This is a genomic window from Alteromonas sp. AWQ4_252 (assembly GCF_056158205.1).
Window position 1 is genome coordinate 448179 of the sequence record NZ_JBSWSV010000001.1, and the last position, 15873, is coordinate 464051.

Below are 15873 nucleotides of genomic sequence, written 5' to 3' on the forward strand. Positions count from 1 at the left end.
CGAGCGTGTGATCATTGCCAGATATCACTCATTAGAACGTCGATTTTCTGAACGGGGTTGTCAGGTTTTTCCAGCTGTGGAATTTTCTGCTGTTCAATCCATTCCGCTTCCCACGTTATTAACGCTTGTTGTGCAGCTTCATCATCGAAAGGCTGCCCCGTTTCCATGGCATTGCGGTAGGCCTTAAGGTATTGCTTCCATCGAGGCAAATAATAACTTTTATACATACCCTGCCAGGCTTTGGACGCGTAATCTTTAAGTTTAGGGCCACCCCATTGGGTGATTTGTTGTCGGGCATTTCTCACATAGTATGCTGACTCTTCGGGCGTGTCGCCGTAGCGGGCCGCGTCGGTTAACCAGGAGCTTAGGGTTTCGTTATGCCAGCCCAAAAGTGAATCTAACTGGTTTAGTACCCGCTCAACATTTCCTATTAGCTCATCACCTTTTGCAAAGTCTTTTTGTTGATACGCCAGTACCGCCTGCTGCAACATGGAATCTACATGCAATGACACAGAATGTTTCGTAAAATCAACCAAATCGTAGGTGTAAAGCGGTGCGCCGCTGAACTCATCTGCCTGTGCCAGAAGTTGCTTAATCGCACTGTCTAAACTTGCCAGATCTCCAGGGTGCCCTTCAAACTCGGTAATGCGAATGGTAGGGCGTTTAAACAGCAGATAAGCACCGGCAGAATCTTCCCACCAGCGGCTTTGCCAGTAACGCACAGAAAACACACCATCGATGAGGGAATCCCATGCTTTCGCTAATTCAGGTGACGTTTTCCCATATCTGGCTTCGGTGTAAGTGCTTACCCACTTTTGCATATCAGGCGTTGATTGCCAGGGTAAGTCGAATAAAAACTCGTAGGCGACAGAATTGTTATTGATTCCTTCAGGGAACACGCCAAAACCACTTAACGCGCCGGCGCTGTCTGAATTCGTTACTACACGTAATTGCTCTACGTAATCCCCAAAATCAGCATAAACGGGGTCGGAACCACCGTAATTATGAATGAAACCGAATATCCATGGCTTGCCTTTAAAACCTTCCGTGCGTTGCCACACGTGATAACGGTCATTACCAATGTCGTGGATCATCGCTTTACTGTCTGGTACATCCTTGAGAAATGCGTCGATTGACGCTAAATCCCAGAACTCTTCGTCAGCGCCGAACATCCAGCCCTGCATTACCCAAACGGCATCTGGCGCGGCTTGTGCAATTGATGCATAAATCCGCTTTCCGTAAGAGGCTAAATCGGCATGTCGGTTTTCTTCTGACACAGGTGGCAGCATTTCGTTAAATGCATCAGATAAATAGTACTGCTGCTCTCCGTAAGTGTCGGTGTAAATTTCAATAAAGCGTTTCGCCAGCTTATTGAACAGAGGGTCAGCGGGATCCAACCAGTAGGTAGCATTCTCAAACCCTGTCCAACGAGGCATTTCATAAATTTTTGCATCCGGGTATTTGTCTGCAAAGGCTTTAGGCACATAACCACTGAACGCTGGAACTACAGGTTTCATACCCAGTTCGTTCATGCGCGCTAAAATTTGCTTCTGCAATTCGTGCTTTTTGTTTATCCAGCTTTGGGGTAATGGTCCTTCGTGACCTTCAATATTTCCCATTCGCTGCCAGGGTGTAAAAGCAGGGCCTGAAAAGTACTCTGCCAGCTCCTCGTCGTTTACTTCAAACTCCTTCCAAAGGGCTTGCCATACAAACTCCTGCCCTTCCATGGCCACCGGATTGTTCACCCCGTGAAGTGCCATCCAGTCCAACTCCTGCTCCCAGCGCGCCCAGTCCCACCAGGGAGTGGTATAACCGTAAGCACAAACATTCAGATACGCCCGCTGGGAAAAAGGCGTGTAGGTTTTTTCACCGTCGAAATCGGGAAATGTGTCGGGAATTGCTACGCGATTACCTTCCCAGCTTACCGATAGTGCACCTTGCTCCCGCAAGTATTGATAAGCGCCATATGCCATAGCAGATTCTGAGTTGCCAGTTACCTGTGCTTCGCCATTGCTGACGTCGACCTCGAACCATTCCGGCTCGTTGTCGCTCACCTTTGTAACCGACAAATTGTCCAGTTCGCCTTCAGTAACACGGCTCAGTACTGCCTGAACACTGTTTTGTACTTCTGTTTCAGGTTGTTTTACCGACGATGAATCATTGTCACACCCTGCCAACACAAGCGACATACTCATGCATAGCGCACTTACAGAAGATGACCAAGGTTTATTCATTGTAATATTCCCGACACCAAAAAATTAATATACAGCGCACTGTGATGCCACTGCTGCAGCATCACAGTGTCGCGATTTTTAGAATGCGTATACTGCACTCAAATAGTAGCTTGAGCCAATAATACTGGTGGTCTGCCAAACTGGCTTCTCTTCAGTAAAATAGGCTTCTTCGTTGTTACCGTTAATGTTTAACGCGCCGAAACGTAAGTTCAGTTCTTCTGACACGTTATAGCTCAGTAAAATATCAATCTGATTGCGACCGTCTACCACTCGTCCCTCACGGGCGAAGAACGCATCCGTACTGTCTTGTACGTAAGGGCTCCGGTTATTCAGCGCAACCCGCGCACTAAAAGTCTCGTTTTCCCAATAGCCAATAAGGTTCCAGGTTTCTTCAGATGAGTTCGTCAGCACAAAGTCTTCGCTGTCTTCTGCATCAATAAACGTATAGTTTGCAGAAAAACCAAAACCTTTAACTGGCAGCCATTCGTCCAGCCCCTGATTCCAGCCCAATTCATACCCTTTAATGGTGGTACCGGAATCGTCGTTATAAGTACTGGTTATCTCGTAAATGTTGCCATCCGCATCAGTACAGTCAGACGCCGTGCCACTTAGTGCAACACCGTCGTAGCTGTCAGGACAGACAAACTCAGATACCGACCCATTTTTAATTTCTTTCCAAAACAGAGTCAAAGCCAGACTATCGCCTTCCCCGTAGTACCATTCCAGACCAAGGTCAGCCTGGTCGGCAGTCATTGCCTTCATTTCAGGCTGCCCCAAATCGATGGTGTAGGTGCGTGTACCAAACGAGTTACCCGCAGAAGTTTGTGACGCAGCAATTTGCGAACGCGATGTGAGGATAGGCCTTACCAGCACTTTCGCCGCTGCAAAACGCGCCTGTACATCATCAGTGAGTTCCAGTACCAGGTTCATGCTGGGCAGGAAGTTGCTGTAGTCGTAATCGACAGCGTACTCACCAACCACCAGGCGAATTTCTTCATTGTCCGGGTGGCGGTCGCCAGTCAGATAAGAATTAATGGTACGATCTGTCGTTTCATAACGACTACCAATATTACCGCGGAACGGAAAATCACCCAGGTAAGTATCGAACTCCACTAACCCGTACAATGACAAAATATCACGCTCTACGCCGTAAGAAGACTGTGCTGCGAACAAGGTCGGCACGGTCACACCTTCAGCTACAAGCGCATCGCGGTAAGCCTGAATATCGGGTGCAATCCAACCATGTTCAATCGACATCTGGTTATCGAGGAAGTCGGTAACCATAAAATTGAAATCTGTCATTAACGGCAAGTCATCTGGATCAGCGTCGCCGATGGCAAAACGGTCGGTGCGGTAGACTTCACGGTTAAATTCTTCCTTTCGATATTTCGCACCAAAAGCCACAGACGTAAAGATGTCCCCATCTAGCAGGCGTTCGGCGTCGAACTGCAAGGCTTTTTCAGACGAATCCATATAACGTGTTGCGCCGTTCGGATACTCGTTACGGGGCATGTCTGCCGGATATAAACCCGGGCTGGTTAAGTCTTCATCTACATCGAAGATAACATTGCCGCTATCGGAAATATCCATATTGGCAGACACTGTGGTTGCCAGGATCACTGCTTCCTCGGCGTGTACCGCGTCACCTGTGGTGTAATGCGCTACGCCCGAAAAGATCCAATTGTCAGTTTCGTACTTCGATTGCAACGTAAACGCTTTGCTGGTGGCTTGTTTGTCTTCGGCCTGACGGTTGTTTTCCAGTGTAAAATCGTCAATGCGGACACTGTTGTACACACCATTTTCTGGTGCACCAAGTAGCGTAATATCGTCGCGGTCAAACAAGAAGACCTGCTGGTTCAAGTCCTGTTGCGTATCGTCGTCAGCATAAATAGCCGTAAATACCGTTTCAAAATTATCTGTAGGGCGCCATTGCACTGCCCCATTCATCAAATAGCGTTTTGTTTCGCGATCTATCCGGCGATAGCGCGGACGCCGGGGAATATCATTCCCTTCGTCATCCTGAAACCAACGCCCCATCCAGAAATTATCAACCCGATCGTCAAGGGCCTGATATCCGGCATTAAGGAAAACACCCACCGTGTCGTCGGCAAACTGATCGATATAAGTAATGTTCGCCTTGGGTGTCACATCGTCGGTCGGAGAAAATTCAGAATACTGCCCCTTTACTGACGCCACCACTTTGCGTTCGCTGTAAGAAAGTGGCTTAGTGGTATCAATATTGATGGTTCCCGATAAACCGCCTGTGTCCATATCAGCACTGGGCGATTTGATCACGGAAATACTGGAGGCCAGCTCGGACTGGATAATGTCGTAGCGAAACCCACCTGTAAAGTCAGCATTGGCCATGGTTTGGCCATTAACTGTAGTACGGGCGTACTGTGCGCCCAGTCCACGTACACTGATTGTGGAGCCGCGGCCGTTTATATTGGAAATTTGAACCCCGGGAATACGCTGTATAGCTTCCGCAATGTTTTCAGTTGGAAACTTACCTATATCCTCTGAAGTGATGATATCCGCGACTTTTGTTTCGTCCCGCTTGATGGCAGCTGCCTGAACCAGGCTAGAGCGATAAGTGACATCAATGCGTTCTATTTGGTTTTCATCAGGCACATCAGTTTGCGCCACTACGGGCCCGGCAAATGCACTTACAATAGCGCAGGCCAATAAAGTTTTACTTGGAAGCGTGTGTTTCATGTTGGTTCCCATTATATCTACACTGTTGTGACGTTCAGCTTCCGGCAACCTCGCTGAATGTGTTCTTATAGTTTTATTATTTTTATAAGGTGATTTTTTCATCATCCTATTTTGACGCTACCACTCAATGTCAACGTTGTCAAACTGGACTTACCAATTTTTTTGCAGATATTTTATGAGAATTTATGGCTTTGATGGGGCAGAGGCTGAGTCGCGGATCAGTAAATTAAGCTGAAAGCCCCGGGATTTTACCGACGCCACTTCGCGCGCTTGCATCATATCGATGACCACAGCTGCAGCGCTGGCTGCAATATCAAAATTGGGTTGATCTATGGTGGTGAGGTGGGGCCAGGTTTGGGTAGAAAACGGGCTGTTCTCAAAGCCGACAACAGAGATGTCATCGGGCACATGGAGGTGATTCAAACGTGCGGCAAAGACGGCACCTGCGGCAATCTCATCATTACATGCGAACACTGCGGTAGGACGTTTGGCCAGACCAAGTATCTGTTTGGTCATCGCCATACCGGAATCAAAGGTGAATTCGCCATCGAGCACCAGGTTTTTATCCACCTTCAAGCCACGTTCGCTATGGGCCTGAACAAACCCTTCCAGACGACCTCTGCTGGATTCGTGAGACGCATTATAACCTAAAAAAGCCACGCTTTTATGCCCGAGGTCGAGCAGATAGCCTGTCATTTTTCGGCCTGCGTCAACGTCGTCTACAAAAACCACGGGGGCGAGAGTGTCAGGTGCTTTTGAACCAGATAAAATACGGACAACTTTGGCATCGCGATTCAACAGGAATGTCACCAGCTCGCGGTTTTCAGATAAGGGCGGCGTTAAAATAACACCACCAATCTGATTTGAGCCAATCATGGCCGCCAGTTCTTTTCCTACCTCTTCAGAGCGGGAGTCGGTGGGGTGTATAACCAGCTCAAAGCCGCGTTTGCGACATTCTGAAATAATTCCATTTTGCATTTCGATGACGTAATGGCTATTCGGATTATCATAAACAAAAGCCAGAGAAAAAGGGGCTCTGCGCATGGTACGGGCGGTGTGATTAGGCTGGTAATTCAGTTTGCTGATACACTCCTGTACCTTCGCTTTTACTTCCTCACTTACATTCGGCTCTTGATTAACTACCCGGGAAACTGTTTTGAAAGAGACCCCCGCCAGTTTAGCCACATCTTTTATAGTAGGCTTTTTCATGACAATTATTTTTACCGCATCCGCTTACATGTAAGGAGCATAAAGATATTCTGGAAGTCTGGCAACCCGAAGCAGTACTACTCAGGCTTTACGTAAAGGTGAATTTTAAATGTTTTGGTTGACAACGTTGACATGAGAGCGTTACTGTAACGCAACTGTCTATAAAAAAAGCAATTGAACAATGACAAACACAGACAAAAAACAACGCTTACTGTCGCTTGATGTGTTCCGCGGTCTTACCATTATCGCCATGATTGTGGTTAACAGCCCGAATACTTACGGAGAGTTTTCTCATGCTTACTGGGAGGGGATCAACTTCGCTGATCTCGTCTTCCCGTTTTTCATCATTATCGTCGGGGTGGCTGTTAGCCTCGGCTTTAAAAATATTCACCCCCAAACCAACGACATAGGGTCGATTCTCCGGAAGGTATGGCGACGTACATTTACCCTGATTGGGCTTGGTCTGGTGGTGAATTTGTTTTACACCCATTTCGAACAAATACGCTTACTGGGCGTGCTCCAGCGTATTGGCTTAGTTTATCTGGCATGCTGCTATCTGGCTATTTATTGTTCTACTCGTACTATTTTGAAAATAGGTGCCGGTATTCTTATTGCCTACTGGGCATTTATTTTATTCATACCTGCACCGGGGTTGCCTGCCGGTCATCTCGAACGAGGAGAGAACATTGTTAACTGGTTCGATCAATTTGTGCCGGGCATGTTATGGCGCGGAGAATGGGATCCAGAAGGTCTGCTAAGTACCTTTCCCTCTATCGTGACGGGTATTGTGGGTATGGTAATGGGCCGTATTCTGATTGAAGCTAGAGGCGATCTCACAAAAGCGGTAATGAATCTCTTCGTTTTCGGGTTTATCTGCTTTGCTATTGGCTGTATCTGGAGCCTTGGCTTTCCCTTTATTAAGCAAGCGTGGACCAGCTCTTTCGTACTCGCTACTGGCGGTTTGGGAGCCATGATCCTGGGTGCAATGGTGTGGTACACCGATATCAAGGGTTACCGAAAAGGTACGCAACTGGCGGTAATTTTTGGTGCGAACGCAATTACAGCATATGTACTCCACGTCATTATCGAAAAACTTCTCGACTGGCCCATTGGTGGTACGTCTATTCACAAAGCCTATGTAAGCTGGTCTCTACAAGCAGGCATGAGCGAATTTTTTAGTGCTGCGCTCTGGATTGTGTTGTTCGTTGCTATTTGCTTTTTGCCGGTGTACTGGCTTTATCGCAAACAAATCTTCATCAAGATCTAACGGCTTCATAGCAACATGACTCGCGGAACTCGGACTAATAGCAAGGAATTTATAGTGTCTCAGCAAAAACTCTATCTTGGTATCGATGGTGGCGGTACCAAATGTAAAGCACGGTTAGAAAACAGTAACGGTGAACTTATTGGCGAGGGTCTTTCCGGGCCCGCCAACCCTGCACAATCGGCAGACACTGCATATAACTCTATTGTAGATGCAGCAAAACAAGCCCTTTCAGCAGCGGGTTTGCCGCCTTCTGACGTGACGCAAATTAATGCGTGCTTAGGATTGGCCGGCGTAAATGTGCCTGCTTATCGGGCTGAGGCTGAAAAATGGCACTTACCTTTCAGGCAAACTATGCTCACCACCGACCTGCACATTGCCTGCGCCGGAGCCCACGGCGGAGAAGACGGCGGAATTATAATCACAGGTACAGGTAGTTCGGCACTAGCAAGTGCAAATGGGAAGCCAACTGTCATCGGCGGACACGGTTTTCCTCTGGGGGATCAAGCCAGCGGGGCTTGGTTAGGTTGGCGAGCACTTGCTTACACTCTTGCAGTGCTCGATGGTTTACAACCTGCCACACCACTTTTCGAAAAAATTTGTTCCGTATTAAACACCGATGACAGGGGTGAAATTGTCGGGAAAGCTTTGCATTACAAGTCAAAAGACTACGCAAAACTGGCCCCTGTAGTTGTCGAACTCGCCACTAGTTGCGATTTTGTATCGCAAAATATCGTAAAAGATGGAATAATTTATTTATCTTCGGTTATTACCCGGTTAAGAGAGCTTGGCGCACAGCGCATTTCAATGATAGGCGGGCTGGCCAATTATTGGCACGACTGGCTGGATGACGATTTTCAACAATTTATTAGCCCGGCACGTTGTTCACCCGAATCCGGCGCGGTGACACTGGCAAAACATTATTTTAAGGAGGCCTGAAATGGCTCAAATGACGAAAATGGCGACTGAAGCCACCGAAACACCTGACGTTTTCCGTCGCCAATTATCGGCTAACCAAGCCAAAGTCGCGCAGCTGGCCGAGGCCATCAAAGAACGTGACCCCGAATTTGCCTACATGATTGGCCGGGGCACTTCAGATCACGCTGGCGTCTTTGGTAAGTACCTTATTGAAACAGAAATGGGGTTGCCTGTAGCCGCAGCGGCACCATCAGTAAACAGCGTCTTCGGTAAAAAGCTTCGTTTGCAGAAAGCCCTGGTCATTGTAATTTCGCAATCGGGCAGAAGCCCGGACATACTGGCTCAAGCGAAGATGGCAAAGGAAAAAGGTGCATTGTGCGTGGCCCTTGTTAACGACGAAACCTCCCCTTTGAAAGACATCGCAGACTTTTTCATCCCCCTTTGTGCTGGCCCTGAAATTGCCGTCGCCGCCACGAAAAGCTACCTGGCAACACTGTTTGCACTACTCAGTATTGTTGGCGCTTGTACTGCCAACACTGAATTACAGGATGCGCTAACTGCGTTACCAGAGAAAATGGAAAACACAATAGCGGCCAGCCCGGTAATGACATCCAAACTGCTGGGGTCAATGGAGCGCTGCGTAGTACTTGGCCGCGCCTTTGGTTATGCCGTGTCGCGGGAAATCGCCCTTAAAATGAAAGAAGTGTGCGGCATTCAGGCTGAAGCCTTTAGCAGTGCAGAGTTTTTACACGGTCCTATCTCGTTGCTAAACCGTGGTGTGGCAATCTTAGATGTGCACGTGCCAGATGCATCGAGTCAGTACCATAAAGATCAAATTGAAGAAGTAAAACGCCGTGGTGCGAACGTTTGCTCTTTACTTGAAGTACCGCAAGACACCTTGCCTTTGGTGGCACCTTTGCTCATTATGCAACGTTTCTACTTAGATATTGAACTTGCTGCCCGCGAGCTGGATATGGATCCAGACAGCCCGGTAGGATTAAAGAAAGTCACAGAAACGGTATAACTATGATGCGTTATTTCGCGAAAAAATTTTTCGACGGCTACAACCTGCACGATAATGTCAGGTTTGAAGTGAATAACGGTAAAATTACCCGGGTGGTTACCCGCTCCACCCCGGCTGGCGCCACCGTACTAACCGGTTTAATTATGCCGGCCATGGTGGATGTACAGGTAAATGGCGGTGGCGGCGTGCAGTTTAATGATGCCCCTACCCTGGCGACGCTGCAGCAAATGGCCAGTGCCTACCTTACCGTAGGCACGGGTAGCATTATGCCCACGTTGATCACCGACGATATTGCCGTTATGCAGCAGGGCGCTGATGCCATTGCCCAGGCTCATGCATGGGACCAAGCCGCAATTCCCGGCGTCCATTTTGAAGGTCCACACTTAAGTTCTGCCAAAAAAGGCATGCACAGTGATAAACATATTCGCCCCTTAAGCGACGAAGAGTTTGCGTTGTTTACTCGCAGCGATTTAGGCACAGTGATGGTGACCGTAGCACCGGAAATGGTGCCTCCTGAAGATATTAAACGGCTCACCGATGCGGGCGTAATTGTTTCCATTGGCCACACCAATGCCGAGGCTGAAACTTGCTTAAAGGCTTTCGATGCCGGGGCTACTGCTGCTACTCATTTATTTAATGCCATGTCTGCGTTAACCAGCCGGGCGCCTGGAGCTGTAGGCGCAACCCTCTATCGCGAAGACGTATATTGCGGCCTGATAGTAGACCATCAACACGTTCACCCTGTAAGCGCCGCTCTTGCTATACGCTTGAAAGGCGACAATAAACTTATGCTGGTTACCGATGCAATGGCACCGGCGGCAAGCGACAGCGACCATTTTTATTATCAGGGTATAAAGGTTTTGCGCCAGGGCCCAACACTCAGGTTGGAAGACGGCACGCTGGCGGGCTCAGTGCTTACTATGGAAGAAGCTATTCAGCACACACATTTTGATTTAAATATACCTCTGGCCAGTACGCTTAAAATGGCGACCAGCACACCAGCGCACTTCCTCGACATCGACGACCAGGTGGGTGTATTAACTGAAGGCGCATGCGCAAACTGGATAGCTTTGGACGACAAGCTCAAGGTTACCGACTTCTGGCGAAACGGCACCCCCATGTCGTAGCCCTGCAGAGGCAACGCCGCGAACAACAACAAGTAGGAAATAATAATGACAACAGCACAACCCCCTTCAAAATCCTCATCGTTAATGCCGATGATTATTATTGGCACATTGTTTTTTGTATTCGGCTTTATTACCTGGCTGAATGGTGCGCTTATCCCGTTCTTACAAATTGTTTGCCAGCTTTCCGGCACAGAAGCCTTGCTCATCGCCTTTAGTTTTTACATTGCGTACGTTGTTATGGCTCTGCCCATGTCGTATGTACTCAACAAAACAGGTTATCGAAACGCCATGTCTCTGGGTCTGGCACTTATTGCTGCGGGTTGTTTGCTATTCGTACCTGCAGCAGAATCTCAAACCTTCGGCTTGTTTATCACCGCGCAATTCGTAGTGGGTTCCGGGTTAACGATTTTGCAAACGGCGTCAAACCCGTACCTGGTTAAAGTGGGGCCAAGTGAAAGTGCAGCCGCTAGAATTTCCATTATGGGCTTGTTGAACAAAGGGGCGGGATGGCTTGCGCCAATTGTGTTTACTGCATTAGTGTTGGGCGAATTTTCCGGTGTTACAGCCCAGAGCATTGAAGCCATGCCAGCTGCTGAGCGTCAGGTGCAAATACAATCTCTCGCTGATAGCCTGGTCACACCTTACATTGGAATGGCAATTGCGCTACTAATACTGGCCGTGGCGCTGCGCTTTTCTGGGTTACCCGAACTTAACCTGGACGAAGAAGACAACCAGTTGGGCGATAAAGGTCAGGTTCAGGGCTCAGTACTTCAGTTTCCTCAGTTGGTACTAGGGGTTGTTGCGCTGTTTTTCTATGTGGGTGTTGAGGTCATAGCCGGTGACACTATCGGGTTAGCCGGATCTGAACTTGGTGTGCCCGGTGCACTGGGGCTAACGTCTTACACCATGTTTTTTATGGTTATTGGATATGCGCTTGGATTAATCCTTATTCCCCGAGTGCTCACCCAACACCAGCTTCTGATGCTTTCTGCTGTCCTCGGCATGCTGCTGGCACTGTACATTCCTTTTTCAGACCCACAAAGCCACGGTATTGCCAGCGTATTTTGGGGTTGGACAGGCGTCGCAACCTTACCTGACCCAATCACCTGCATAGCTTTACTTGGCCTGGCAAATGCCATCGTTTGGCCAGCCGTGTGGCCGCTCGCCCTCGCCGGACTCGGCCAGTTTACCGCCAGAGGCTCTGCCCTGTTAATTATGGGTATTGCCGGCGGTGCTATTCTTCCCATGGTTTTTGGTGCCATCGCCGACCATTACGGGGTACTTAACGCGTACTGGATGACCATACCCTGTTACGGCTTCATTATTTTCTATGCAATAAAAGGCTGCCGTATTACGCGTTGGTAATGCATCCCTTGAAGACATGCTGAGGCGCACCCTAATCGTTGCGCCTTTTTTGTGCAAATACTACTTTGAACGCCTGCCTGGAGGAAGCGTTAAAGCACTCGCGATGCCTTAAGTTCGAAATCGGCATAGCGCCAGCTCTGCTCAAACTGTTGCTTCACTTTTTCGGATTCTTCCGCTTTTCCCTGGCCTGACAGTGCTGCGGCTAATCCGAACAGCGACCAGCCATTTTTCGGGTAATTGATTAAGTCTTCCCGATAGGTTTTTTCAGCACGCTCGAAATCGCCTTTTTTAAGATAGATCGCGCCCAGTGATTGGCGCATGGGGTAATGCCAGTCCGAAGGTTCGTTATAATTTAAGGTATCTTCCATGGAAATCGCGGCCATAAACGCTGCAATCGATTTATCGTAATTTCCGGCCTGACCTTCAATCTCGCCTTCCAGGGCAAGTGCTGCAATCGTCAAAACACTCTGCGCGTCATTAATATCCCAAACGGTCACATGTTTTAAATCATCATCACGGGAGAGAGATTTGACCATACCCAACTCGAGGCGAGCGCGGTGGAGATTATTTTGTGCGGTAAAGGCGATACCTCGCGCATAATGCCAAATGCCTAAGGGGTACTTGAGATCCAAAGAGGGTTTTTTATGGTGAAGAATTGACTCCCACTTTCCGAATCGAACATAGGCGTACATCGGTGTAACCCAATAATGCTGTAGCGTGCCAAGCCCTGGCTCACGCATGAGTTGGCTATCGATGTGGCGGGACATGTGTTCCGCCGCACTGATGGCTTTTCGGCTATTCCCCTGCATGGAGGCCATGGCCCACAAGAAATGGCGGTTGTGAGGAACATAGGCAACCGGATAAACCCCCTGTGCACGACATTGAGAGATGTAGTTGTCATCAACCAGCATGGCTTTTTCATTGGCTACCACGCCATCCTGGTAGCGGCCGATGCGCAAATAAATGTGTGATGGCATATGCACGAGGTGACCAGCCCCAGGTACCAAATCGCGCAAAGTATCGGCGTACTTCTCGGCGCGCCCGGGCGCTTTAGACGCTTCTGTAGCGTGAATATAGTAGTGAATCAGTCCTGCGTGACGGGGATAATCTTCGAGTCCGGCTTCCAGTGCAGCAAGAATTTCAGGAGTCCATTCTTTTGGCTGCCCATCACTGTGCCAGTAGTCCCAAGCGTGAATGACCATCAGGGATTCGGCAAAAAGTGTGCGTATATGAGGGTCCTTGGGGTACTTGCTAACTAACGCTCTCATTGCCTTCGCGTAAACAATATCCAGCTGCTCGCGATCTTTTAACGAGCGATCTTGCGAGTAGCGCGTCGCGAGTGCTTGTATAAGGTCGCGTTCTTTGGCCGTTGCAAATTCACGTAAACTAATGGCCTTTTGAATTGCTTCAAATGCGGGCTTTACTGAATCCGCCTCCATCGGGCCATTAATATTGGGGCCGAGCACCAATGCCTGCCCCCAATAAGCCATGGCTGAATTGGGCTCGAGCAAAGCTACTTGTTGGAAAGAGCGGCCCGCTTCAAGATGATTAAAGCCATACGTTAGAGCAATAGCCTGGTTAAAAAAGGTTGAAACGAGAGGGTTTCCACTTGTTGTCGGGAAATTCTGTTCACCCATACCATCTAATATCGGCGCAATTTGACCATCGAACTGATTGCCGCTGACGATGTCCATAGAGTGTGCAGATGAATTTATCATGGCCCATACGAGTAGACCTACAAAAACCAAATGTGTTGTCATGTGGGGTACCTTTATCGATTTTGGCGAATGGGATAAACCATCTCTTAGAGGTGGTTTAACCGTTGGACTTATGGTGCGCTCGAACCTGAGCAGAAACGTAAGTGCAAGGTAATCTTTACTTAATGATTAGTTCAGTAACGGCCATTTTCATTAGTTTCAAATTATGATGGTGTTTGGCACTGTGGTAGAGTGCTCTAAGGCTCGCAGCACCCACTGGGCTGTTGTCAGTATGCGTTGCCGCCGGGCGAAAAAGACAAGGAATTTGTACAGGGAACACATGTGCCAAGGGCGCACTGGCGGGAGCGAATGATATATCAAACGAAAGACTTTCAGGTTGACCTTAAGCGATATTCTATCCAGCGTTGTGGTGTTGCCCTGGATGTTGAGCCCAAGGTGTTCGACACCATCGTTTATCTCATGGAGCATCGCCACCGGCTGGTTTCCCGTGACGAGCTGTTTGAGCAAGTCTGGAAGGGCCGTTTGGTTTCCGATACCTCGCTGAGTAATCACATTACCAGCGCACGTAAGCTCTTAGGTGATGACGGTAACCGTCAACAGGTAATTAAGACCGTGCGTGGCAGAGGCTACCAATTTGTAGCCCCAGTCGAGATAATTGATAAATCCCTAACAGACTCGGCTGAGATAGAAGATGAAGCTGAATTACTGAGCGTGCCTGCGAACGCACATGCGAGTAGTCATACAACCCTAAGCGCTGTACTCATCACTGTTTTTATTGGCGTTATAGTGGTAAGCAGCAGCATCTTTACCTGGTTTTCCCTTACTCAAGAACCTGCACCTGATAGTGTCGGTGTCGCCTCGCCCTATATTTTGGTCGTGCCGTTTAATGTGATTGGTCCGGATCAAACCTCTTGGGAGCCCTTCGCGGATCAGATGACCAGAGAACTCATTCAGGATTTGCGCAAAGTATCTGGCCTGAGAGTTGTGCCGCCGCCATCAGCTTTTACCTTTAAGGCTGATAAATCGAGAAACCTCGTCGCTGAAAAATTACCCGATGTGCGCTTTGTACTGGATGGCGTCGTAAAAGACGACGGTCAGGGCATGCTACGTATTACCTTAGAATTAGAGAGCATGGATGACAATTCTTTGGTATGGGAAGGTGATTACGATATTGAGGTGAAAGGCAACAACGCCTTCGATCTACAAAAAGAAATAGCGGCTTCCGTCACGCAATCCCTCGAAGTTGTTGTACTCGATGAAGAATTACGCGAGCTGGCCCAATTACCCACATCCAGCATAGAGGCGTATAAGCTTTATGCGCAGGGCCAATATCAATACTCTTTAATGAGCCATCAATCTGTCTTACAAGCCATCGACCTGTATTCAGCGGCGCTTGAACTCGACCCGAAATTTGAACAAGCGTACATCGCAAAATCAGACGCCTATCGCGTGCTTATGATTTTATTCGAAAAGCCCAAAGATGCTTTACCGAAGGTGATTACCTCGGCAATAGACGTGTTTGATGTTAACCCGGAATCGGCGAGAGTGCGATCGTCGCTAGGAGTTGCGTATGTGCACTCTTGGCTTTGGGATGATGCCTGGAAAATGCTATCTGAAGCACACCAAAGAGACCCCGATATCGCCTTAACCGAAATAGGCTTCGCGCTTTATTACTCCGCATTGGGAGAAGTGGAACTAATGCACAATGCTCTTGCTAAGGCCAATAAGCTTGACCCGCTCAATGAGGAGCTTGCTGAATGGGGTTTGTGGTCGTTGATGATGGCCAACGAGCTAGCCGAAGCGAGAGTGTGGGGTGAAGAAAAAATTCAGCTGCTTCCCAACGCCGCTTATCCATTAATCAGCATGTCAGTACTGGAAACAATTTCAGGCAATCATGAGCGCAGTCATGAGCTAGCGAGCCGAGGGTTAGAATTAGCAGGCCGCTACCCGTGGCCTCTCCTCATGCTCGCTCAGAGCTACGCCGCCGCTGGCAAGTTCGAGCAAGCGAAGGCTCTGGAAAAAGAAGCGCAGACTCAAAACAAATATATATGCCCTTACGAATCTGCGGTGATCCGCATCTACGAGGGAAAATATGAAGAGGCCTTCGATTTAATGGATGAAGCCGTTGAATACCGTTCAAATTGTTTGATGTTTACTCGAAATGACCCACGCCTAGCGCCCCTGCGCAGTGACGCTCGTTTTTCGAAATTGCTAGAAACTGTAGGTTTGGACGACACTACCGTAACGACCTATAAGCGCTAGCGTCTGTCAGTTTTCATCTGTATTTAGCTAACGTATT

The 15873-nt window shown here is 48.5% G+C and carries 10 protein-coding genes; 6 read left to right on the forward strand and 4 right to left on the reverse strand.

The window, feature by feature from the left end:
- Positions 1-11: 11 nt before the first annotated feature.
- The 3 genes from ACXACM_RS02030 to ACXACM_RS02040 form a co-directional block, all read right to left on the reverse strand.
- Positions 12-2234 (reverse strand): alpha-N-acetylglucosaminidase, encoded by a 2223-nt coding sequence (locus ACXACM_RS02030; protein WP_474819448.1) that lies wholly within the window; start codon positions 2232-2234, stop codon positions 12-14.
- A gap of 78 nt (positions 2235-2312) precedes the next feature.
- Positions 2313-4949, reverse strand: a complete 2637-nt coding sequence (locus tag ACXACM_RS02035; protein WP_474819449.1) for a TonB-dependent receptor — start codon at positions 4947-4949, stop codon at positions 2313-2315.
- Positions 4950-5132: 183 nt separating this feature from the next.
- Complete coding sequence (locus ACXACM_RS02040; RefSeq protein WP_474819451.1) at positions 5133-6158, reverse strand: LacI family DNA-binding transcriptional regulator; 1026 nt, start codon at positions 6156-6158, stop codon at positions 5133-5135.
- 181 nt (positions 6159-6339) lie between these two features.
- On the opposite strand from ACXACM_RS02040, the gene ACXACM_RS02045 reads away from it, so the two are divergent.
- The 5 genes from ACXACM_RS02045 to ACXACM_RS02065 are packed head-to-tail and all read left to right on the forward strand — an operon-like array spanning position 6340 to position 11856.
- Positions 6340-7425 (forward strand): acyltransferase family protein, encoded by a 1086-nt coding sequence (locus ACXACM_RS02045; protein ID WP_474819452.1) that lies wholly within the window; start codon positions 6340-6342, stop codon positions 7423-7425.
- A 54-nt stretch (positions 7426-7479) separates the two neighbouring features.
- The gene (locus tag ACXACM_RS02050; RefSeq protein ID WP_474819453.1) at positions 7480-8361 is read left to right on the forward strand and encodes a glucosamine kinase nucleotide-binding domain-containing protein; all 882 of its coding nucleotides are present in this window, start codon (positions 7480-7482) and stop codon (positions 8359-8361) included.
- 1 nt (position 8362) lies between these two features.
- Positions 8363-9364 carry a glucosamine-6-phosphate deaminase NagB-II gene (gene nagB-II, locus ACXACM_RS02055; RefSeq protein WP_474819454.1) on the forward strand — a complete coding sequence of 334 codons (1002 nt, stop codon included), beginning with the start codon at positions 8363-8365 and terminating at the stop codon, positions 9362-9364.
- A 2-nt stretch (positions 9365-9366) separates the two neighbouring features.
- Entirely contained in the window at positions 9367-10491 is a 1125-nt protein-coding gene (gene nagA / locus ACXACM_RS02060; protein WP_474819456.1) for an N-acetylglucosamine-6-phosphate deacetylase, read from the forward strand.
- Between the two features lie 45 nt (positions 10492-10536).
- Positions 10537-11856 carry a sugar MFS transporter gene (locus ACXACM_RS02065; protein WP_474819457.1) on the forward strand — a complete coding sequence of 440 codons (1320 nt, stop codon included), beginning with the start codon at positions 10537-10539 and terminating at the stop codon, positions 11854-11856.
- Between the two features lie 89 nt (positions 11857-11945).
- Here ACXACM_RS02065 and ACXACM_RS02070 read toward each other — a convergent pair whose 3' ends face one another.
- Positions 11946-13616, reverse strand: coding sequence for a tetratricopeptide repeat protein (locus tag ACXACM_RS02070; RefSeq protein ID WP_474819459.1), 1671 nt, complete (start codon positions 13614-13616; stop codon positions 11946-11948).
- A gap of 306 nt (positions 13617-13922) precedes the next feature.
- Between ACXACM_RS02070 and ACXACM_RS02075 the strand changes: the two genes are divergently transcribed.
- Positions 13923-15836 carry a winged helix-turn-helix domain-containing protein gene (locus tag ACXACM_RS02075; protein ID WP_474819460.1) on the forward strand — a complete coding sequence of 638 codons (1914 nt, stop codon included), beginning with the start codon at positions 13923-13925 and terminating at the stop codon, positions 15834-15836.
- Positions 15837-15873: the final 37 nt, after the last annotated feature.

What these genes read in the sequence shown, in the direction of transcription:
- ACXACM_RS02075 (WP_474819460.1), top strand. Translation starts at nt 13,923, where the DNA reads ATGATATATCAAACGAAAGACTTTCAGGTTGACCTTAAGCGATATTCT.
- ACXACM_RS02065 (WP_474819457.1), top strand. Translation starts at nt 10,537, where the DNA reads ATGACAACAGCACAACCCCCTTCAAAATCCTCATCGTTAATGCCGATG.
- nagA (WP_474819456.1), top strand. Translation starts at nt 9,367, where the DNA reads ATGATGCGTTATTTCGCGAAAAAATTTTTCGACGGCTACAACCTGCAC.
- ACXACM_RS02030 (WP_474819448.1), bottom strand. Translation starts at nt 2,234, where the DNA reads ATGAATAAACCTTGGTCATCTTCTGTAAGTGCGCTATGCATGAGTATG.
- ACXACM_RS02070 (WP_474819459.1), bottom strand. Translation starts at nt 13,616, where the DNA reads ATGACAACACATTTGGTTTTTGTAGGTCTACTCGTATGGGCCATGATA.
- nagB-II (WP_474819454.1), top strand. Translation starts at nt 8,363, where the DNA reads ATGGCTCAAATGACGAAAATGGCGACTGAAGCCACCGAAACACCTGAC.
- ACXACM_RS02035 (WP_474819449.1), bottom strand. Translation starts at nt 4,949, where the DNA reads ATGAAACACACGCTTCCAAGTAAAACTTTATTGGCCTGCGCTATTGTA.
- ACXACM_RS02045 (WP_474819452.1), top strand. Translation starts at nt 6,340, where the DNA reads ATGACAAACACAGACAAAAAACAACGCTTACTGTCGCTTGATGTGTTC.
- ACXACM_RS02040 (WP_474819451.1), bottom strand. Translation starts at nt 6,158, where the DNA reads ATGAAAAAGCCTACTATAAAAGATGTGGCTAAACTGGCGGGGGTCTCT.